Origin of the sequence: Streptomyces sp. NPDC091376 (assembly GCF_044757085.1) — a bacterium.
Lineage (GTDB): Bacteria > Actinomycetota > Actinomycetes > Streptomycetales > Streptomycetaceae > Streptomyces > Streptomyces pratisoli.
Genome location: NZ_JBIVUF010000014.1, coordinates 152,825 through 173,157, shown reverse-complemented (window position 1 = coordinate 173,157; position 20,333 = coordinate 152,825). Strand labels below are relative to the sequence as shown.

At 74.2% G+C, this 20,333-nt stretch carries 20 protein-coding genes; 7 read left to right on the top strand and 13 right to left on the bottom strand.

The features are described 5' to 3' along the window. From ACIQMR_RS27645 to ACIQMR_RS27635, 3 genes are all read right to left on the bottom strand, one after another. A complete protein-coding gene (locus tag ACIQMR_RS27645; RefSeq protein ID WP_401392653.1) occupies positions 1–900 on the bottom strand; it encodes a class I SAM-dependent methyltransferase in 900 nt (299 codons plus the stop codon). A gap of 202 nt (positions 901–1,102) precedes the next feature. Then, positions 1,103–1,909 (bottom strand): class I SAM-dependent methyltransferase, encoded by an 807-nt coding sequence (locus ACIQMR_RS27640; protein ID WP_401392804.1) that lies wholly within the window; start codon positions 1,907–1,909, stop codon positions 1,103–1,105. Between the two features lie 5 nt (positions 1,910–1,914). Next, on the bottom strand, positions 1,915–2,220 hold the full coding sequence (locus tag ACIQMR_RS27635) for a 4a-hydroxytetrahydrobiopterin dehydratase (protein WP_340370597.1): 306 nt from the start codon (positions 2,218–2,220) through the stop codon (positions 1,915–1,917). 49 nt (positions 2,221–2,269) lie between these two features. Here ACIQMR_RS27635 and ACIQMR_RS27630 point away from each other — a divergent pair, with 49 nt between their 5' ends. Then, positions 2,270–3,136: a helix-turn-helix domain-containing protein gene (locus ACIQMR_RS27630; protein ID WP_401392650.1), complete on the top strand. Its 867-nt coding sequence runs from the start codon at positions 2,270–2,272 to the stop codon at positions 3,134–3,136. 269 nt (positions 3,137–3,405) lie between these two features. On the opposite strand, the gene ACIQMR_RS27625 is transcribed toward ACIQMR_RS27630, so the two are convergent. From ACIQMR_RS27625 to ACIQMR_RS27600, 6 genes are all read right to left on the bottom strand, one after another. Then, the gene (locus tag ACIQMR_RS27625) at positions 3,406–3,864 is read right to left on the bottom strand and encodes a DUF3093 family protein (RefSeq protein ID WP_401392647.1); all 459 of its coding nucleotides are present in this window, start codon (positions 3,862–3,864) and stop codon (positions 3,406–3,408) included. Positions 3,865–3,924: 60 nt separating this feature from the next. Next, positions 3,925–4,113: a hypothetical protein gene (locus ACIQMR_RS27620; protein WP_401392644.1), complete on the bottom strand. Its 189-nt coding sequence runs from the start codon at positions 4,111–4,113 to the stop codon at positions 3,925–3,927. 89 nt (positions 4,114–4,202) lie between these two features. Further along, positions 4,203–4,550, bottom strand: a complete 348-nt coding sequence (locus tag ACIQMR_RS27615) for a hypothetical protein (protein ID WP_266386575.1) — start codon at positions 4,548–4,550, stop codon at positions 4,203–4,205. 92 nt (positions 4,551–4,642) lie between these two features. Continuing rightward, positions 4,643–6,091: an amino acid permease gene (locus tag ACIQMR_RS27610; RefSeq protein ID WP_401392640.1), complete on the bottom strand. Its 1,449-nt coding sequence runs from the start codon at positions 6,089–6,091 to the stop codon at positions 4,643–4,645. Positions 6,092–6,156: 65 nt separating this feature from the next. Beyond that, positions 6,157–8,316 (bottom strand): alkaline phosphatase family protein, encoded by a 2,160-nt coding sequence (locus ACIQMR_RS27605; protein ID WP_401392638.1) that lies wholly within the window; start codon positions 8,314–8,316, stop codon positions 6,157–6,159. Positions 8,317–8,393: 77 nt separating this feature from the next. Beyond that, the gene (locus tag ACIQMR_RS27600; protein WP_401392635.1) at positions 8,394–8,837 is read right to left on the bottom strand and encodes a hypothetical protein; all 444 of its coding nucleotides are present in this window, start codon (positions 8,835–8,837) and stop codon (positions 8,394–8,396) included. Positions 8,838–8,982: 145 nt separating this feature from the next. Between ACIQMR_RS27600 and ACIQMR_RS27595 the strand changes: the two genes are divergently transcribed. Together ACIQMR_RS27595 and ACIQMR_RS27590 are read left to right on the top strand one after the other, a co-directional pair. Continuing rightward, positions 8,983–9,756: an MBL fold metallo-hydrolase gene (locus ACIQMR_RS27595; protein ID WP_401392632.1), complete on the top strand. Its 774-nt coding sequence runs from the start codon at positions 8,983–8,985 to the stop codon at positions 9,754–9,756. Further along, positions 9,753–10,409, top strand: a complete 657-nt coding sequence (locus tag ACIQMR_RS27590; protein ID WP_401392630.1) for a DedA family protein — start codon at positions 9,753–9,755, stop codon at positions 10,407–10,409. The genes ACIQMR_RS27595 and ACIQMR_RS27590 overlap by 4 nt, the downstream gene beginning before the upstream one ends. Here the strand turns inward: ACIQMR_RS27590 and ACIQMR_RS27585 are convergent. From ACIQMR_RS27585 to ACIQMR_RS27575, 3 genes are all read right to left on the bottom strand, one after another. Continuing rightward, on the bottom strand, positions 10,386–11,636 hold the full coding sequence (locus ACIQMR_RS27585; protein WP_401392627.1) for an MBL fold metallo-hydrolase: 1,251 nt from the start codon (positions 11,634–11,636) through the stop codon (positions 10,386–10,388). The genes ACIQMR_RS27590 and ACIQMR_RS27585 overlap by 24 nt on opposite strands. Positions 11,637–11,748: 112 nt before the next feature. Next, complete coding sequence (locus ACIQMR_RS27580) at positions 11,749–12,966, bottom strand: aminotransferase class I/II-fold pyridoxal phosphate-dependent enzyme (protein WP_401392624.1); 1,218 nt, start codon at positions 12,964–12,966, stop codon at positions 11,749–11,751. 456 nt (positions 12,967–13,422) lie between these two features. Next, complete coding sequence (locus ACIQMR_RS27575) at positions 13,423–13,995, bottom strand: TIGR03086 family metal-binding protein (RefSeq protein WP_401392621.1); 573 nt, start codon at positions 13,993–13,995, stop codon at positions 13,423–13,425. A 251-nt stretch (positions 13,996–14,246) separates the two neighbouring features. Between ACIQMR_RS27575 and ACIQMR_RS27570 the strand changes: the two genes are divergently transcribed. The 3 genes from ACIQMR_RS27570 (at position 14,247) to ACIQMR_RS27560 (ending at position 17,252) form a co-directional block, all read left to right on the top strand. Next, the gene (locus ACIQMR_RS27570; RefSeq protein ID WP_401392801.1) at positions 14,247–15,755 is read left to right on the top strand and encodes a bifunctional phosphatase PAP2/diacylglycerol kinase family protein; all 1,509 of its coding nucleotides are present in this window, start codon (positions 14,247–14,249) and stop codon (positions 15,753–15,755) included. Positions 15,756–15,857: 102 nt separating this feature from the next. Next, positions 15,858–16,670, top strand: coding sequence for a methyltransferase domain-containing protein (locus tag ACIQMR_RS27565; protein ID WP_401392619.1), 813 nt, complete (start codon positions 15,858–15,860; stop codon positions 16,668–16,670). 222 nt (positions 16,671–16,892) lie between these two features. Beyond that, the gene (locus ACIQMR_RS27560; RefSeq protein WP_401392616.1) at positions 16,893–17,252 is read left to right on the top strand and encodes a VOC family protein; all 360 of its coding nucleotides are present in this window, start codon (positions 16,893–16,895) and stop codon (positions 17,250–17,252) included. A 69-nt stretch (positions 17,253–17,321) separates the two neighbouring features. Here the strand turns inward: ACIQMR_RS27560 and ACIQMR_RS27555 are convergent, their stop codons facing one another. Continuing rightward, positions 17,322–19,301: a DUF5107 domain-containing protein gene (locus ACIQMR_RS27555; RefSeq protein WP_401392614.1), complete on the bottom strand. Its 1,980-nt coding sequence runs from the start codon at positions 19,299–19,301 to the stop codon at positions 17,322–17,324. Positions 19,302–19,703: 402 nt separating this feature from the next. Here ACIQMR_RS27555 and ACIQMR_RS27550 point away from each other — a divergent pair, with 402 nt between their 5' ends. Then, positions 19,704–20,276: a DUF4232 domain-containing protein gene (locus ACIQMR_RS27550; RefSeq protein ID WP_401392611.1), complete on the top strand. Its 573-nt coding sequence runs from the start codon at positions 19,704–19,706 to the stop codon at positions 20,274–20,276. Positions 20,277–20,333 lie beyond the last annotated feature (57 nt).

Here is a 20,333-nt window from a genome sequence, read left to right as displayed (position 1 = left end):
TCAGCCCCGCCGGGCCGTGTGCACGGTGCGGGCCGCCAGCAGGAAGCAGTCAGGGCGGTGCATCAGTCCGTCCTTGTCGTCCGGGTCCAGCAGCCGTTCCAGTACGGCGGCGTCGTCGGCGTCCAGCCGGTCCCCCAGGGCCTTGCGCTGCCATGAGAAGGCGGAGACCAGATGCTCGCGCACGGGGGCGGTGACCGGGGCCGGGACGTCGAGGAGGAAGGAGCGGGTGACGGTGGGGGTCAGGCCGACCGCGGAGAGCAGAGCGCGCCAGTCCTCGATCTCCGTCCTGGCACCGGGCAGGGCGGCGCGCATCTCCTCGAACCACGCGGTGTTGGCGGCTTCGAGCCGGCCCTCCAGGCCGGGGCGGCCGATGCCGATGTCACGCGGCAGATGGCGCGGCGGCAGTCCGCCCTCGACGAGCGCGAGCAGCCCGCCGGGCCGCAGCAGCCGGGCGAAGCCGGCGAGGGCCGCGCGCTGATCGCCCAGGTGGTGCAGTGAGTTGCCCGCCCAGATGAGGTCCGCCTCGCCCAGATCCTCAATGCCGTCGGGGAGTTCGGCGTCATGGGTACGGACGCGGTCGCCGAGGCCGGTGCGCTCGGCGCGGGCGCGGGCCTGGTCGAGGAGGGCGGGTGTGCCGTCGACGGCGATGACCTCCGCGTACGGGAACGCCTCCGCGAGCAGACAGCTGATCACTCCCGGCCCGCTGCCGATGTCGAGGACGCGGCGTACGGCCGCGGCGGGAAGCTGCTCCCCGATCCAGGCCGCGGCCTGCGCGTACATCGGGCCCTGCAGTGCGGCTTGGCGTTCGAGGAGCGGGGCGAGTTCGTCCCAGTCCACGTCGGTCGTGGCGTGGGCGGGGTCGTGGCTGTCGCCCGCCCCGTGATGGTGGTGATGGCTCATGGCGCCAGGGTGCGCCCAGTGGGCCGGGATGGCGAGTTCTGTTGCCGTTCCGGCAAAACGGCGCGTGCTCGCATCCGCCCTGCGGTGAGCGGTGAGCGGTGAGCGGCGAGCGGCGAGCGGTGTGTGCGTGCACCGGCGTGAGCTGTGGAATCGAGCGAGGAAGGCGAAGGTAGCGGTGACGGTGACGGTCACGGTGAACGCATCAGCGAGGTGGTGGTGAGGACGCGGAGGAGCGGCGCAGTGCCAGGACCCGGTAGCGGGGCTCGGCGCGCGGTTCGTCCGGTTCGGGCAGGGCGGACAGTTCCGCCGCGAGCTTCTCGGCGACCGCGCCGCGGGCCGTGAGCCGTGACGCGTACTCGCCGCGGAGCAGGGCCTGCGCGGTGCGGCGCGGTGAGCGGCCCTGCCCATGGCCGGTGAAGTGGGTTTCTCCTGCCGGGCCGAGGCCGTGGGCCGCGGCGAACGCCTCGATGCGGGCCGCGCGGTCGTACGCCTGCGCGGTCCGGTACGGGGCGAGGACGGCGTCGATGTCGCTGCCGACGTCGTGCCCGGCGTCCTTGTCCACGGTGGTGACGAACACCCCGCCGGGGCGCAGCACACGCGCCGCCTCGGCCACCACGGTCCGGGCGTCCGGCACCAGGTGCAGCAGCCACACCGCGCTGACCGCGTCCACGGACGCGTCGGGCAGCGGCAGCCGGCGCACATCGGCGAGGACGACTCCCTCGACCCGGCCGGCGGCCATCCTGGCCATGCCGGGCGAGGAGTCGGCGCCGAGCACCCTAAGCCCCGGCCGGCCCAGCCGCTCGGTCACCAGCCCGGTGCCGCAGCCGATGTCGAGCAGCGCGCGGGCCGCGTCCGGGACGAGGGAGAGCACCGCCGCCGCGGCCGCGGCGGCACGGGGCGCGCCGCCGCGCGTGGCGTCGTAGACGGCGGCCTCGACGTCGTAGTCGAGGAAGGTGTTCCGGCCGGCGCTGACGCTCCCGGCCGTGTCGCAGGTCTCGTCGTCGTGCAGCACGGTCAGCTCGCGCCGTGGTTCGGGGCCACCGCTTCGACGCGGCGGGCGAGTTCGAAATCGCGTTCGGTGATCGCGCCGCCCGCGTCGTGCGAGTTCACGGTGAGGTTGACCGTGTTGTAGCCGAGGAGCAGGTCCGAGTGATGGTTCAGGTCCTCCTGGATCTGCGCGACATGGACGACCAGTGCGGTGGCGGCGAAGTGGGTGCCGAGCCGGTAGGTGCGGGCGATGCGGTCGCCCTCCTGTGACCAGCCGGGCAGTTCCCGCAGCCTGTCCTCGATCTCCTTCTGCGACAGCGGCTCTGTGGGCATGAGCGAGGCTCCCTCCGGATGTGTCTGTCGGCGACGTTACGGTGACCGTATGACAACTGTCGCGCCCGACACGGGAGTAGGGCCACTGCTGCGCGGCTGGCGAGAGCGGCGCGGACTGAGTCAGCTGGAGCTGGCCCTGCGCGCGGACTCCTCGGCGCGGCACATCAGTTTCGTCGAAACGGGCAGGTCCCGGCCGAGCGAGGAGATGACCCTGCGGCTCGCGGAGCAGCTGGAGGTGCCGGTGCGCGAGCGGAACGTGCTGCTGCTGGCGGCCGGTTACGCGCCGCGGTACGCGCAGACGCCGCTGGACGATCCCGCGATGGGTTCCCTGCGCGCGGGTATCGAGCAGCTGCTCCGGGGCTACGAGCCCTATCCGGCGCTGGTGGTCGACGGGACGTACACGGTGGTGTCGGCCAATCGGGGGATCGCGCTGCTCCTTCAGGGCCTGCCGGGCCATCTGCTCGCTCCCCCGCTGAACGCGATGCGGATCACGCTCCACCCGCAGGGCCTCGCACCGCGGATCCGGAATCTGCGGGAGTGGCGGGCTCATCTGCTGGCCCGGATGGAGCACCAGATGGCGCTGGTCCGCTCTCCGGAGCTGCGCGAGCTGTACGAGGAGGTCGCCGCGTATCCGTCCCCGGGCTCCGGGGGCGGCACGCCGGAGCACGGCGAGAACCGAGGTGACGGAGCGGGTGTGGAGGCCGGGGCGGACGGGACGGACGGGCCGGACGCGGCGTCGTATCCGCATGTCGCGCTGCCGCTGGTGATCGAGCACGAGGGCCGAGTGCTGTCCTTCGTCTCGTCGGTCTCGACGTTCAACACGCCGATGGACGTCACCGTCGCCGAGCTCGCCATCGAGACCTTGCTGCCGGCCGACCCGGCGACGGTGACGTACCTGCGGTCCCTCACCCCGTGACCGTGGCCCGCGAGGCCGACCACCGCAGCGCGGCGGAGCACGCGACGACGAGGGCCGCCCCGCACCGGGATGCAGCCCCGGTCCGGGATGCAGCCCTGGTCCGGGGTGCGGCCCTGCGCCCGCCGGAAGCCGGTCTGAGCCGCCGCCCTTGACCTCGGCGGCTCAGACCGGCGGCTGGGACCGGCGCGTCACACCGGCAGCTCGCACCGGGGGTGACACCGGCAGCTCGCACCGGCGGATCGCGCCGGAGGGTCGCACCGGCGGGCCTTTCAGACGGGCTGTGCCTCCGCTTTCGCGGCGTTGATGGCCCGGACCACCTGCAGGGGATGCCGGGTGGACACGTACAGGTAGCGGAACGGCACGGCCGGGTCGGCGACCTCGACCCGGACCGCCGTCGGGATGTACGCCCGCAGGGCGAAGCGCGCGTGCGGACCGGCCCGGAACGTGCGCCATTCCAGTGCCTCGTCCTCGTCCAGGATCTCGATCCAGCCGAGGCGTTCCACCCGCATCGCGAGCCCTTCGGTGATCAGTACGCCGTCCTGGACGCGCAGGCGTGCCGCGCCGTAGCCGACGAGCGCGGCCGCCAGGAGCACGGCGCTGACCGCCGCGGCGGTCAGCGCCGGTCCGATGCCGAGCGGAGCGACCGCGAGGGCGACTCCGCAGCTGGCCGCGGCGGCCAGCAACCACCAGCGCACCGGTACGACAAGGCGCTCCTGATAGGCAGTCATGAGACCGATGGTTTCACGCCGGGGGCCGCCCGGCGCGCCGGGGGCGTCCGGCGGCGTGGATCAGAGGCCGTCGCCGGACCGGGAGCCGGACCGGGACCCCGAGCGGGAGCCGAGGGCGTTTCCTTCGGAGGGCTCGGGGGGTTCGGGTTCTCGTTCGGCGGCACCGGGGACACCGTGCTCGTCCGGACCGGTGCGGACGACCTCGGCACGGATGATGGCGTTCACTGCGGCGTAGGGGTCGATGGGCATGGCTGTCTCCTTGCGCATGGTGAGGGTGTGAGGGGTGGTGCACGTCCGTCGGGACACGGCATGTCGTGGTGCCGGTCCCGTACGGGTCCTCAGCAGCGCAGGACCAGGAGCCTCGTGGCGGGGGGCGGGGGCGGCGCGGCCGCGGGCCGGGCCGCTCCACGGGGATACGGGCCGAGGGCGCCGGCGCCTTCGGTCGTGTCCCCGGGCGGCTCGCAGGCCCGCGCGGGGCGCCGCTCCGCCCGGACGGGCGGGGGCTGTTCCGTTTCGGAAGTGTCCTGCGGTGCCTCACCTGCCGGATCGGCGGGTGCGGAGGCCGGCGGGCGATCCGCACCGGGCGAGGTGACGGCCGTGGCGCCCGCCCGGGTCCCGAGTACGGCGACGAGCGCCATCAGGACGGCGAGCACGACACGGTCGGCACAGCGCACGGGACGGTTCACGGGCACAACCTCCTGGACATGCCACCTGTGCCCGGGAACCACCCGCGACGCGCCACCCTTGCCGGGAATTCGCCCTTTCGGACTACGTCCGGCTACGCCTGTCGGGCTGCCGTGTCCCCGTCGACCGCCGGCGTCGCCGTCCTCGCCGTCCTCGCCGTGGTCGCGGTCCGGTGGTTACGCGCCGACATCCACGCGTACACGAGGACACCGGCGAAGAGGAACAGCACGCCCTGGTAGACGGCCGCGTAACCGGACCCGGCGACCAGCCACACCGAGAAGCCGGCGGCGACGGCCGCGAGGACGCCGTCGCGCACCAGCCGTGCCCGGCTGACGCGGTGCGCCTGGCCCGAGGCCAGGTAGTAGATCTGCGCGGCCGTCGCCAGCAGATACGGCACGGTCGCCGTGAACGTCGTGACGAGGACGAGGATCTCGAACACGCCGCCGGAACCGGCCGTGTAGTTGTAGACCGTCAGCAGCGAGGCCAGGACGACGGTCACGAGCACTCCCACCGTCGGCACACCGCGCCGCTTGCGGGCGAAGGCGGCCGGGAAGAGGCCGTCGCGGGCAGCCGCGTACGGCGTCTGGGCGCTGAGCAGGGTCCACCCGTTCAGCGCGCCGACCATGGAGACGAGCGCCATGCACGCCACGGCAGAACCGCCCCAGGAGCCCCCGAACATGGCGTTGACGGCGTCCGAGAACGGGGCGGTGGAGCCGGTCAGTTCGTCGTGGGCGACGGTGCCGAACACCGCGAGCGTGCCGAGCAGATAGACCGCCGCGGCGCCGAGAGTGCCGAGGATGGTGGCGCGTCCGACATTGCGCCGCGGGTCGCGGACCTCGCCCGCGCTGACCGCCGCCGACTCCACGCCGAGGTAGCTGAAGAGCAGGATCGCGGCGGAGGCGGAGATCGCTCCGACCGTGCCGGAGCCGCTCGCCTCGAACGGCCCGAGGTTGTCCGCGTCGAAGAAGAACAGACCGCCCACGGCGACGAGCAGCAGCGGCACGAACTTCATGACGGTTGCGACGAGCTGGACGGCGCCGACGTACCGCGTGCCCGCCAGGTTGGCCACGGCCGGCAGCCACTGGAGCACCAGGGCAGCCGCCATGGTCGCCGGCTTGGAGTCGTGGAGCGGCAGGAGGACGTCGAGGTAGCCGACGGCGGCCACGGCGAGCGCGGCGTTCGACACCCAGGCCGTGATCCAGTACGACCAGGCGGCGAGGAATCCGGCGAAGTCACCGAAGGCCTCACGGGCGTAGACGTAGGGGCCGCCGGTGCGCGGATGGCGCTCGGCGAGCCGTCCGAAGACCAGGGCGAGCGCGATCGCCCCGACGGTCAGGACGGCGAAGGCGACCAGGCTGATCGTCCCGAAGGGGGCGACGGAGGCGGGCAGCAGGAAGATCCCGCCGCCGATGATGTTGCCCATGACCAGTGCGGTGGCGACGGGCAGCCCGAAACGCCTGGCGTGTTTGCTCCGGTCTTCGCCCGGCTCCCCGGCGGTGGCGATGGCGGTGGTCGGTTCGTTCCGGGGAACTGTGGTGGTCATGGGGGGTGGTGCGCCTTTCTCCGTACAACCCGACCATGGTCAGGGACGGTGAACACCGCACCAAATCACTCGGATTTGTCCTGCACGACCCGACCGGTGACCGGAAATGCTTCTTCCGGGCGGCCCGGTGACCGGGGATCCTCCACGGGGCCGAGGGGCACCTGCGGAGCGAACGGTTCGCCCCGGCATTCGTCCAGCCATCGCTGCAGCACCGTGTGCACCTGTTCGGCACCGACCAGCTCCGTGCCGTCGGCGACCGGCACGGACAGTTCGTACGGCGACAGGAGGAAGGGGTACGACTGCTCGCCGCCGAGCCCGCCGTGCGAGCCGATCTGTGCCTCGAAGGCGTGCACACGGCCGGTGACGGGGTCGTGCATGGAGTTGACCATGATGTCGGCGACGTGCGGGAACGAATCGGTGCGGCGGATCGCGTCGGCCGTTCCCGGCCCGAACACTGCCAGCGGCCCGGAGTCGTCGAGCGGGTCCACCGGCAGCTCCACCGTGCCCGACGCGTCCCGGCCGAGCACCACCGAGCCGTGCCGTTCGCTGCGCACCAGCAGGAAGCCGATGCCGGGATGTGAGGCGAGGGTGTGCAGCAGCGCGGGGTGGCGGCGGTCGATCTGTTCCCGGCTGGGGCGGCCCGGCAGCCCGGGGAAGGAGATCAGGCCCAGGTTCCCGGAAGCGAGGACGACCGGCTCGGACGGGCCGTCCGCCGGCTGCTCGGGGGCGCCGTCCTCCCCCATGGGCCGGTGCAGCGCGCCGAGCAGCGCGTGCCGGGCGGCGTCGCGGGCCTCGGCGCCGCTCTTCGTACGGCCGGCGCGGCGGGACACGGGCAGCCCGCAGCCGGCCCGGACGAGATCCTTCAGGGTGAGGCCGTAGGCGCCGTCGAAGGTCTCGCCGGGGCTCTGGCCGTGGTCGGACAGGAGCACGATCCGGTAGGTGCGGGGCGCGTGCTCGGCGACCTTGGCGATCAGGGCGAGGGAGCGGTCGATCCGTTCCAGGACCTTCGCCGCGTCCCGGCTGTGCGGTCCCGAGTGGTGGGCCACCTCGTCGTAGGCGACGAGGTCGGCGTAGACGGTGGTGCGTCCGGCGAGCATGTCCCCCATCACCGCGGCGACCACCACGTCCCGTTCGACGACGGTGGCGAAGGCCCGGATGAGGGGGTAGAGGCCGCCGCGCCCGGTGCGCGGCTCGTCGCCGCGCAGCCGGGAGCGGACCGACTGGCCGATCTCGCGGGCGACCTCCGCCACGAACGACACGGCGGTGCGTACGGCGTTGGCGGGGTCGGAGAAGTAGGCGAAGTAGCCGGCGCGGGAGCGGTTGGCCCGGCCGCGGCGGGCCGCGACGGAGAGCACCAGCGCGAGCTGGTCGGCGCCGCCGGTGAACAGGTTGCCGCGGCTTGCGCCGTCGAGGCTGAGCAGTCCGGCGTCCCGGGTCCGCCGCACGGCACGGCGCTGGAGCTCGACGGCGCTCGCGGGACGGTTGCTGACCATGATCCGGCCGGTGTCCTTCTCGTACCAGCGGAAACCGGGGACGTCGTGGTTCGAGCCGTGCAGGATGCCGAGCTGGCTGGCGCCGGTCTGGCTGGACCAGTCGGTACGCCAGCGGGTGAGCCGGTGCGAGGAGCCGAGCCAGCGCGCGACGGTGGGCATGAGCCCGTCCTCGACGGCCTGTACGAGCACGGCGTGCCCGACTCCGTCGAGCTGCAGGAACACGGTGCCGGGCGGGGCGCCGGCGCCGTTCGCTCCGCCGGGTCCGCCCCGTCTGCGGCGGCGGGTGGCGAGGCGGGAGAGGCGCCGCCGGTAGGCGTTGTCGTCACGGACGGCGAGTGCGGTGGAGGTGGCGGAGGCGACGGCGGACATGACGGCGGCGACGACGACGGCGGTCTCCGGGGCGGCCGCGCCGCCTCCGTCGGGGATCAGCCGGAGGGCGAGCAGCAGCAGCGAGCCGTTGAGGAAGAACACCAGCAGGCCCAGCACCAGCGCCGGCACCAGCAGGAAGGCGCGTACGACCAGGGGCCAGACCAGTGCGCTGAGCAGGCCGAACGCACCGGCGCCCCAGGCCGCGGTGATCGCGGTCCTGGTGATGCTCTCGCCGTCCTCCGACTGGAGCCGGAAGTCGGGCAGCGCCCCGGCGAGCGCGAGCAGCGTGAGGGTCGACACCGCCCACACCACGATGATCCGCCACAGCGCGCTGCCCGCGGTCCTCCATCGCCGTTCACCCACGCGCCGTCACAGCCTCTCGCCTCGCCTCCGTTCCAGCGTGTCACGCACGGAGAGCGGCCGGGCGCCCGTGCATCGGGTCAGCAGCCGTCGTAGCCCGCCGTCGGCATCGACATGCGCCGGTGCACGCTCGCCTTCATCGCCGCGTCGTACGCGGGCTCGGCGAGGCCCGCGGTGGCCAGGGGCACCCCGCGGCGTTCGCATTCGGCGGAGAACTCGGGCACGGAGGTCAGGGCGCGGGCGAGGACGCGCTCGTTGGGGGCGACGAAGAGGTCGACGAGGCCGGCGTCGACGTCGGCCCACAGACCGCGGTGGTCGGGACGGAGTCGGTAGAACAGCAGTTCGCGGGCGACGACGTATCCGTTGCCGGCGGCCCATCGGGCACACATGGCGTGCTGGCTGCGCGTGTCGACGAGGAACGGGTCGGCGTCGAGCTCCTCCAGCGGGGTCAGGCTGGCGATCGCCGCGACCCGCACGCCGTCGCGGACGTCGCCGCGCACGCCGTCGCCCCCTACGTCTGGCATGGACCGTTCCCCCTGCGTCGGCTGTCGTGGGCCGACCCTACTCCGGGTACGCCCGTAGGGGGGAGGCGCGCATCGGGGCGCGTGGAGGTCCGCCGGGTGTGCGAGCGCCTACGCTCGTACGCAGGCGACGACGTGGAGGCGGTGCGTGGCGGTGGAGGTCACCTGGTGGGGTCACGCCACCTGTACGGTCGAGGACTCCGGGGTGCGGGTGCTGACCGACCCGCTGTTCGCGGGCAGGCTGGCGCATCTGCGCCGGCGGCGCGGTGAACTGCCGCCGCCCGAGGCCGCGGACGCCGAGGTCGTGGTCGTCTCGCACTTGCACTGCGACCATCTGCATCTGCCGTCGCTGGCCCGGCTCGCCCCGGGCACCCGGCTGATCGTGCCACGCGGCGCGCAACGGGCGGTCCCGGGGCTGCGCAGGCTGGACGGGCTGCGGGTCATCGAGGTGGGCCCGGGCGACGAGGTCGCGGTGGAGGACCTGCGCGTACGGGCCGTGCCCGCGGCGCACGACGGACGGCGGCTGCCGGTGGGGCCGCACCGCTCTCCGGCGCTCGGCTATGTCATCCAGGGCACCGCGCGCACCTACTTCGCCGGGGACACCGGCCTGTTCGACGGTATGGCGGACGCGGTCGGCCCGGTGGACGTGGCGCTGCTGCCGGTCGGCGGCTGGGGCCCGTTCCTGGGGCACGGCCATCTGAACGCGGACCGCGCGGCGCGGGCCCTCGCGGCGCTGGCGCCCCGGTCGGCGGTGCCCGTGCACTACGGCACGTACTGGCCGATCGGGATGGACGCGATCCGGCCGCACGAGTTCCATTCGCCGGGCGATGAGTTCGTACGGAAGGCGGCGCGCCTCGCGCCGCGGGTGGCGGTGCACCGGCTGGGGCACGGCGAGAGCGTCCGGCCGGAGGTCGCGAGGTGACCCTCCAGGACGTGGTGGGGCAGTTGCCGCCGGAGTCCACACAGCAGGCCGTCGGCTATCCGTCGCTGTTCCTGCTGGTGGCGCTGGGTGCGCTGGTGCCCGTGGTGCCGACGGGGGCGGTGGTCAGCTCTGCGGCGGTGGTGGCGCTCCATCAGACCGCGCCGTTCTCCATGGTCTTCGTGTTCCTGGTCGCCGCGTCCGCGGCGTTCCTCGGGGACATCACGCTGTACTGGCTGGGCAGGCGCGGCGTCGGGTCGAAGAACGGTTCGAAGTGGCTGGAGGCGCTGAGGCAGCGTGCGGCGCCGGACCGGCTGGCGCAGGCTCAGCAGCGGCTCGACGAGCACGGCGTGACCGTGCTCGTCCTGTCCCGGCTGGTGCCGGCGGGACGGATTCCGGTGATGCTCGCCTGTCTGCTGGCGCGGATGCCGATGGCCCGGTTCGCGCGGGGCGATGCGCCCGCGTGCCTGACGTGGGCGGCCACGTACGGGCTGATCGGGATCCTCGGCGGCTCCCTGTTCGCCGAGCCGTGGCAGGGCGTGCTGGCGGCGGTGGGGCTGACGCTGCTGCTCAGCGGGGTGCCCGCGCTGTGGCACAGGCTCCGCGGACATCGCGGGCGTCGCGGGCGTCGCTCATCCGGCGGTCAGCACGCGTGATCCGCCGACCGGAAGGTCCCACAGCTCCTGGCGCGGCCTGCCGGTCTGCGCCCACGCGGTCAGCAGCCGCCGGATCGGCTCCATCACCGGCTCCGCGGAGAGCACGAACGTCGCCCAGTGCATCGGGGCCATGTTCCGCGCGCCGAGGTCCTCGAAGGCCTGCAGGGCCTCCTCCGGATCGGTGTGCACGGAGCTGAGCCACCAGCGCGGCGCGTACGCGCCGATCGGCAGCAGCGCCAGGTCGATCTCCGGGTGGCGGCGGCCGATCTCCTTGAACCAGTGGCCGTATCCGGTGTCGCCCGCGAAGTAGACCTGCCGGCCGCGCTGGTCGGTGAGGATCCAGCCGCCCCAGAGCGAGCGGCAGGTGTCGGTCAGCGTGCGTTTGGACCAGTGGTGGGCGGGGACGAACTCGAACCGGACCGAGCCCACCCCGCTCCCCGCGGGCAGTTCCGCCGTCTCCCACCAGTCGAGTTCGGTCACCCGGGTGAAGCGCCGGCGACGGAACCAGCCGCCGAGGCCCGCGGGCACGAACAGCGGGGTGCGCCTGGGCAGCCGCGCGATGGTGGGGGCGTCGAGGTGGTCGTAGTGGTTGTGGCTGATGACGACGGCGTCGACGGGGGGCAGGTCCTCCCAGCGGACGCCGACCGGGGTGAGCCGGGCGGGCGTACCGAGGATCCGGCGGGACCAGACGGGGTCGGTCAGCACCGTCAGCTCCCCGATCCCGATCACCCAGCTGGCGTGCCCGGCCCAGGTGACGGCGACCGTGCCCGGCTCAGCGTCGGGGAGCGGCCCGGGCGAGAAGGGCAGTCGGGGAATGTCCTTGAGCCCGGCGGCCGGGGGCCGCAGCGCCCCTTCCCTGGCCAGTCTGGCCATGGCCCGTACGCCGGGCAGCGGCGCGGTGAGCCGGTCGGCGAACGACCGCGGCCAGCGCCGGCTGAGCCCGAGCGGCCGCAACCCGGTCGGCGCCGCGGGCCTCCGTGCGGTCCCCGAAGACGCGGTGTGCGCCTGGCGTGCCTGGGGCGTCGTGGACGCCGCGGACGCCGCAGGCGTGTGGGCGGTGGAGGATGGCGGGTCGGTCGTATCGGTCGTGCCGGTTGTATCGGTCGTGCCGGCCGTGTGCGGGACGTGGCCCGGGGCGGTGCGGCCGAGGGCCCGCGCGGTGCCCGTGGTGCACGTGGTCGGCGCCGTCGGGGAAGGGCGCGGGGGCTGCTCCGTCTGTTCCGTCATCTGCGGCTCCGTTCAGCGCGGTGGGGGGCTCGCGGGGCGCGGTTTCCGGGTCGGGATCGGGATGGGGATGGGGGCCTGGAGGGGGACCGAGGTCATCGGAGGTCGTCGGACGTCATCGGAGTTCCTGGAACGCCGAGCGGAAGAAGGCCAACGCCCTGGCGACATGGGGCAGTTCCAGGGGCACCTCGGCCGCGAGGGCTTCGAGGCGCTCCTCGGGGCTCGCGCCGAGGAACGGGCCGGTGTCGAGGCGGACGCGCAGGGCGCCCAGTTCGTCGCCGAAGCGGTGGCCGCCGGGAACCGGGGTGCGCAGGCGGTCGCTGAGGTAGTCCTCCAGCTCCATCGAGTCGGTCACGCCGCGCCCGGCGAGCCGGGCACGCAGCGGACCGAGGTCGGCGTACAGATGGCGGCCGGCCTGAGGGGGCCGGGCCAGCGCGCCGGCGGTGAGGACCTCGTGGTGGACCGCGGTCGCGACCCGGGCATGGAGCGCGTTGGCGTGCGCGGACCTGGCGGTGACCGGGCCGGGTTCGCCGAGGGCGTGCGCGGCGGCGGCCGCGACCGGTCCGGCGACGAATCCGCCGAGCGCGGTGAGGATGTCGAGGACCCGGGCCCGCCGGTCGGTGGCGTGCGCGCTCGCCGGGAACCGGGCCACGGCGACCGGCCACGCGGCGGGTACGAGCGCTCCGGACAGGTCGCTGAGGACGGTCACGTCGTCGGGGCACATCTCGGCGGGGCTGAGCAGCACGTGTGCGTGCGGCTCGTGCACCGTGTCCCGCCAGGTCTCGTCGCTGATGATGTGCAGTCCTTCGTCGACCGCGGCCTCGCAGGCCTCGCGGACCAGTTCGGGCGGGGCGACGGTGGCGGTGGGGTCGTCGGCGACGGACAAGAGGACGACGTGCGGGGCGCCGCCCTCCGCCCGGATTCTGCGCACGGTCTCCAGCAGCGCGTACGGATCGGGTACGCCGCCGCTCTCGGCGGCGGTGGGCACGTGGTACGTGGGCCGGCCGAGGACCCTGGCCTGCGGTGTCCACCAGGCCGGGCAGGGCCGCGGCATGAGTACGTCGCCACCGTGTGCGGCGAGCAGGGCGAGCAGCAGCGGCTGGGCACCGGGGGCTGCCGCGATGTCCTCGGGGCGGCTGCGCAGCCCGCGCCGCCACCAGTAGCCGGCGGCGGCCTCGCGCAGCACCGGCCCGCCACCGGGCGGCTCGGGCGAGGTACGTCCGGCGGCGGCCGCGAGCACCTCGGCGAGTTCGGGCAGCACCGGCAGGCCGGGGTCCGGCGCGGGCGGGCCGTAACGGACCGGGCCGCGGCCTTCCGGATCCGTCCGCCGCATGCGCCCACCTCCCGTACTCACGGCCCGGGAATCCCTGCCCGGCCCACGTGCCCTTTATACGGAGGTTCGGGCCGCACCGCCGCTCCGGACGGGCCGTTCGGCCGTGGCCTTACCCGCCGCTCCGAGCGGCGACGGCGGTCGCGGCCACCGGCCCCGGGCCCCAACGCTCACTTCACGGGCGCCGGATGACGCACCGCCGGGGCGAACGGGTCAGGCGCACGGCGTCGGCGGAGGCGGTTCGCCGGTGGTGGGCCACCGGATCCTGCCCGTTGACGGCCACGGTGCGGTTCCTCGGCGCGCGCCGCCTACCGCGCGGGCCGCATTCCGGGGCGGACTCCGGGGGACGCGTCGCAGGGGCGCGTCCCAGGGGGCGATCGGCCGGCTTCAGGGGCGGCTTCAGGGGCGGCTTCAGGGGCGGCTTCAGGGGCGGCTTCAGGGGCGGATTCGAGGACGGCGTCAGGGACGGCGGCCCAGCAGACACAGCAGCTTCGTCTGCGCGTCCGCACCGGCCGGCGGCTGCACGGCGGGGCCGAACAGTCCGCTGCCGACGAGCTCCGTCGCGTACGGGGAGACCTCTCGTACGGTGAAGCCGACGAGTTCGTCGGGGAGCGTCTCGTCCGCGCCGATGCCCCTGGACAGATCCCAGGCGTGCACGGCCGTGTCCGCCACCATCTGGGAGCAGTAGGCGGCGACCGTGCTCTCGCCGTACGACAGCGTCACCGTGCGGTCGAGCGCGCCCGGTTCGCGGAAGGCCGCCTTGGCGGCGGAGGCGGCACGGTCCCAGGTGACGGCGGGATGCTCGCCGAGGACGTCGCCGTCGTAGGCGTCGCCGACGTCGGCGATGGTCCGGCCCTCGCCGACCAGGGGCGGCACCCAGAGCTGCTCGGAGACCACATGGTTGACGAGGTCCCGTACGGACCATTCGGCACAGGGTGTCGGCGCGTCCCACTGCTCCGGCCGGACGGCGTGCACCCGGTCGGTGAAGAGGGCGAGCGCCTCGGCGTGCCGGTCCAGCAGACGATTGTCCATACGCTCCACTGTGCTCCCGCGCATCGGCCCCGGCGAGCGCGCGACGGGAGGGTGCGCGGGGCCCGCCGTCCGCGGGTGGGAACTTCACGAGGGGCTGCTTGGGGTGCGGACGCCCGGGGTACCCGCGTTCCATGCCGGACCATCGCGAACACTCACCGCACCACCCCGCCCCCCATTTCGCCGCACCTCCCGTGCCTCGTCCGGGAGTGCGGCCCGAAGCCCGTTCGGCGCTCGCCCGGCGTATCGCCTCGATGCTCGCCGGATGGGACCGCCAGGCCTTCCATGTCGTGGCGACCCGCCATTGGCCGGGCGCCGATCCTCTGCTGCCGAAGCTCAGCCGGAGCGCGAACCACGGGGTCCTCTGGTTCGGCACGGCGGCCGGGATGGTCGCCCTCGGACGTGGCGCCCGGGCACGCAGGGCCGCGGTGCGGGGCGTGGCCTCGCTGACGCTGGCCTCCGCGACGATCAACACGGTGGCCAAGCGGTCGGTGCGCAGGGCGCGTCCCGTCCTCGATGCCGTGCCGCTGGTCAGGCAGCTGAAGCAGCAGCCGTTCACCACGTCCTTCCCCTCCGGGCACTCCGCCTCGGCGGCGGCGTTCGCCACGGGTGTGGCGATGGAGTCGAAGGCGTGGGGCGCGGTGGTCGCGCCCGTCGCGGCCGCGGTCGCGCTGTCCCGTGTGTACACCGGAGTGCACTATCCGAGCGATGTTCTCGTGGGCGCGGCACTCGGTGTGGGTGCGGCGTTCGCCGTGCGTGGTCTGGTGCCGACGCGCGACCAGCTCCCGCCGCCCGGCCGGCCGCACGCCCCGGCGCCGCTGCTGCCCGGTGGCAAGGACCTCGTGGTCGTCGCGAACCGCTCGTCCGGCGCGAACGGTTCCGGTGCGCTCGGGGGCCTTGCGGGCGCGGCTCTCACCGGCGGGGAGGACCCGACGGAGCTGGTACGGGACGCTCTGCCGCTGGCCCGCGTGGTCGAGTGCGCGCCGGAGGATCTCGACAACGCGCTGGAGGAAGCGGCGGCGAGCGGCTGCCGGGCGCTCGGCATCCTCGGCGGCGACGGCACGGTCAACCGGGCCGCGACCTTCGCCGCCCGGCACAATCTGCCGCTCGCCGTGTTCCCCGGCGGCACGCTCAACCACTTCGCGCACGACCTGGGCATCGAGACCGTCCACGACACCTGCCGGGCCCTGGCCTCGGGTGACGCGGTGCGGGTCGACCTGGGCCGGTTCACGCCCGGACCGGACGGCGCGCCCGAGGGCCACTTCATCAACACCTTCTCGCTGGGCGTGTATCCCGAGCTGGTGCGGGTGCGTGAGCGGTGGTCGCCCCGGATCGGCAGCTGGCCGGCCGGGGTGCTTGCCGCGCTGCGGACCCTGCGCGGACGGCATCCCCTGGAGGCCGAGTTCGACGGGCGCAGGCGACCCCTTTGGCTGCTGTTCGCCGGGAACGGCGTGTATCAGCGGGTCGGCCCGACGCCCGGCCGCCGCTACGACCTCGCGGACGGTCTGCTCGACGTACGGGTGGTGCACGGCGGGCGGGGCCCCGGGCTGCGGCTGCTGGCGGCGGCGCTCGCCGGTCCGCTGAGCCGCTCCCCCGTCCACGCGGCGGTGCGCCTGCGGCGGCTGCGGATCGCGGGTCTGCCGTCGGGCACTCCGCTCGCGTTCGACGGCGAAGTGGCCGAGGCGCCGACGGAGCTGACGGTGGAGAAGGTGCCCGAGGCGCTCATCGTGTACCGCCCGTCGGCCCCCGCGGCGACGTTCTGACCCGACCTGCCCATATACCGAGACGGCGGTCTCGACATTCGGGAGCCCGGCGTACCGTGGCCGTACCGCGTCGGGAGAGAGCAGGAGAGAGGGGCCACGGCCATGCCGAAGGAGACCGCTGTCTACACCCACGGGCACCACGAGTCGGTGCTGCGCTCGCACCGCTGGCGCACGGCGGCCAACTCGGCCGCGTATCTCGTTCCCGAACTGCGGCCCGGGGACGAGGTGCTGGACGTCGGCTGCGGTCCCGGCACGATCACGGCCGACCTGGCGGCCCTGGTCGCGCCCGGCACGGTGACCGCGGTCGACGCGGCCGCGGACGTGCTGGACCGGGCACGCGAGGTGGTGGCCGCACGGGCGCTCCTCAACGTCCGCTTCGCGGTCGCCGATGTCCACGCACTGGACTTTCCCGACGACTCCTTCGACGTCGTGCACGCCCACCAGGTCCTGCAGCACGTCGGCGACCCGGTGCTCGCGCTGCGCGAAATGCGCCGGGTGTGCCGGCCCGGCGGGATCGTCGCCGTCCGCGACAGCGACTACGGCGCCTTCGCCTGGTACCCCGGAGTCCCGGTCCTGGACGACTGGCTGGCGCTGTACCGCCGGGTGGCGCGGGCGAACGGCGGTGAACCGGACGCCGGCCGCAGGCTGTACTCCTGGGCCCGGCGCGCGGGGTTCACGGAGGTGACGGCGACCGCCTCCGCCTGGTGCTTCGTCACCCCGCGCGAACGTGAGTGGTGGAGCGGGCTGTGGGCGGACCGCACGACGGCGTCGGCCTATGCGGCGCTGGCCGTCGAGGGCGGGCACGCACAGCCGGGGCACCTGGCGGGCATCGCCGCGGGCTGGTACGAGTGGGGCCGCCAGGACGACGGCTGGTTCATGGTGCCGCACGGCGAACTGCTGTGCCGGGTGCGGTAGACCGGTACCTCCGCCGGATGGGGCACGCGGGCAGCTCCGCCGGGTCCCCGTGGGCCCGCGTCCCGTGGGCCCGCGTCCCGTGGGCCCGCATCCCGTGGGCCCGCATCCCGTGGGCCCGTGGGCGGGTGCGCCGCCGGGTGCGACGGTGCGGCCGGCGGGAGCGCGGTGGCGCGGGGCGGGAATCGATCTCGCGCCCTTCCGGCGCCAACTACCCTCGCCCGTATGGAGATCCTCGGAACCACGCTGCGTATCTGCGTCGACGACCTGGAGGCCGCGACCGGCTTCTACGAACGCCTCACCGGCACGCCCGCGCTCCGCTTCGATCGCGGCGGGGTGTCGGTCGCGGCGGTGGGATGCTTCCTCCTGATGAGCGGCCCCGAGTCGGAGCTGGACATCCTGCGCAAGGTGACGGCGACCATCGCGGTCGAGGACGTGGACGCGGCGCACTCGACGCTCACCGCGGTGGGCGCCACGGTGCTGGCGGGCCCGGTGCCGACCCCGGTGGGCCGCAATCTCATCGCGGTCCACCCGGACGGGGCGGTGTTCGAGTACGCCGACCGGAAGGCCGTGCCCGAGCAGTGAGGCGGTCCGCGCCGCGCGCTCGCCGTGCCCCGCCCCCGCGCCCCGGGCTCGGGCTCCCCGGGCGGCCGCTCACTCGGGCGTACGGAGCGGCCGCATCCTGAAGTCGTAGCGGGCGGGCAGCGGTTCGTCGGTCAGCTCCGCCCAGATGTCGCCGAGGATCTCGGCACCCTCCCTGAGGTCCGCCACCTCGAAGCCGTCGTCGAAGACGGCCCGTGCGGCGGCGCGGTCGCCCTCAGCAAGGAGCAGCCTGGCCTCCAGCAGCCGGAACCGGCCACGGTCGCGGAGTGCGGGCCACAGCCGGTCCTGGACCGCGCGGGCGGCCGCGGCACGGCCCGTGCCGAGGAGGCTCTCGAGCGTCTCGCGGGCCAGCGCCGCCGTCGCCGCGGTCCAGGCCTCCCCGTCGTCGCGGCGCTCCGCGCACAGGTCGTCGAAGGCCTCGGCGTACAACTCGGCCGCACGCTCCGGATGGCCGCCCGCACGGTCGGCGAGGGCGAGGCAGCGCAGCAGCGGCCAGCGCGAGGGGGCGAGCCGGAGACCGCGTTCCCAGCTCCGTACGGCCTGGGCGTGGTCGCCTGCGTGCCATTGGGCGACGCCGAGGTGGTACTCGGTGTGGGGTTCCGCGGGTGCGGTCTCCAGCATGTCGCGCCAGTGCGGGGCGACGAGGGTGGGGCCGGGCGGTGCGACACGGCGCGGCGCGGGCAGGACGCCGGTCCGCAGCAGCTCCAGCCACGGTGCCTGCTCCTCACCGAGGGTGGACGCGTCGAAGGGGGTTCCCGGCAGCTTGTGGCCGGCGCGGAGCACTTCGAGCGCGCCCCAGCCGGAGCCGGTGGCCAGCGTCTCGCCGGGTTCGGTGTCGGCGTACCGCTGCCATGCCTCGTGGGCGGCGTCGACGTCCGCGCGGGGCAGGGCCTCCTCAAGACGCGCGGCCGTCTCGGCGCGCGCCGCGGCCCAGTCGTCGCCGTGCACGGCCGCCGGGTCGGCGGCGAGCGGGCCGTACGCCTCCAGCCAGCTGAACTCCTGCCCGGCGTCGAGCCGTACGTGCTCCAGCTGGGTGCGGGCGAGCCCTGACTGGATCTCGGCGTAGCCGGGTGTGCCCGGCTCGGTCAGCCATCGCTGCCAGTTCCGTCCGCCGGACCCCGCGCCCCAGAGGAAGAGCTTGCGGCCGCGCAACCGGTCGGTCGAGGTCTGGACGAGCCCGCGGCCGTCCGCGTCGAGCGAGGCGATCCACTTACGGGCGTCGCCGGGAACGTCGTAGAAGTAGTCGGCGGGGTACTCACTGCGCAACGGGTACGTACGGTCCGTCCCGTCGTGCTCCGGCAGCGCCGTCTGCAGCAGGGTGCGTTCGTAGCCGAAGTGCCAGGCCGCCTCGGCCGGTGCGAGGACCCGGGTCCCCTGTCCCTCCGGTACGGCGGTGTTGGACCACCAGTAGACCGGCGCGGACCGCTCATGGGGATTGCGGATCCGCACGCCCACGTAGAGGAAGTCGGAGCCGTCGGGCAGCCAGAGGTCCACCTGGAACGGCAGGTCGCGCAGCCGCTCCCACTCCCAGAGCCTGACCATGTCGCCGCCGTCGGGAGCCGGGACCACGGCGGCGTGCAACGGCGCGCAGGAGAGGGTGGTGTGGCCGGTGGCGCCGGTGTTCCACTCGATGCCGCCGGAGAACCAGGCGCCGTTGAGGGCGAAGTCGGCGGGCTGGAGGACGGGGTTGCGGTAGACGAGCTCCCGGCCCGTGGGCTTGTGGTGCAGCGAGTGGACACGGCCGCCGAGCCCGGGCAGGACGGTGACCCGGAGCCGGTCGTTCTCGATCACGATCGTGTAGAGGTCCGCCGGTCCGCGGTCCCGCCCGTATCCGTCCCGCAGGCGGGTCGGCAGGACGGTGCGCAGCGGCTCGTACCCGATCTGCCGCGCCATGTCACGCGGCAGTCCCGCCCTGGTGCGGTCGTCGAGCGTGTGGACCTCGTCGAGGGGGTGCAGGGCGGGCAGCGGATTCTCCGGGCCCAACGGGGCCGCGGGCAGGGTCAGTACGGCACGTCGCACGGTCGTGGCCAAGGCAACCTCGCTTCGTTCGCGTCGCTCACACGGGGTCGCGCACCGGTCGGCAACTCCTGCGGCCGACGGCCCCGTTGACCATGGAACACGGTGAGCGCCGCACTGACCAGGGGTTCTCCGGGTCAGTCTTCGGCAAAGACCGCGACGTAAGGCCGCGACGAGCGGTTCGGCGAGGGGATCGGCGAGCGGCGCTCCCGCGCTGCTGCCGTCCGGACGAGGTCGGGGTCGGGGTCGGGAAGCGGCGGTGGACGGCGGTGGAAGGCCGGCCGGACCCCGATCCGGGATGCATCACCCAAATGGGTGATTTAGGGTGAAGTGGTCTGTGCTCGTCGGCGCTCGTGATCTTCCAGAGCAGCCCATCGCGGGTCCGGACGCCCCAGCCGCCCACGACGGAGGTACCGCATGTCATGGCCGAAACGCGCCCGCAAGGGCAAGCCCACCGACCGTAGCCGCATCCGTACGCATGCCGGGCGCGTCCTGGCCGCGGCGGCGGTCACCGCTCCGGTGGTCATGGCCACGCCTGCGGCAGCGGCACCGCCCCCGCCGCCCCCGCCGTGCCTGACGTCGGATCTGGCGCTGTCGTGGGCCCCCGGCGGCACGGCCGTGTCCGGCGGCAGGAATCCCGGTACCCAGCAGACGGCCGTCGTCACGCTGCGGAATCTCGAACGCTTCTCGTGCATGCTGGACGGCTTCCCGAAGGTGACACTCGCTCAGGGAGCGACGACCGAGACCCTCACCGACCAGAGGTCGGCCACGCACACGGCCGTGACGCTGGAACCCGGGAAGGCCGCCCGGTTCACCCTCACGTTCCTGGCCGCGCAGTCGGGCGACGACGGTGTCATCGAGCCGGTCACCGCGATCGTCACCCCACCCAACAACACGGCGTCGAAGAACCTGCGTTGGCGCTGGGGACCGGTCACCGAACAGGAGTCGGCCACGCGTCCCGGCAACTTCGTGGGCCCGGTCCACAACTGAGCCCGGCCGGTCCGCCGTGCCGGTCCCCGACGACCCCCGACGGTCGGCGACCGGTCA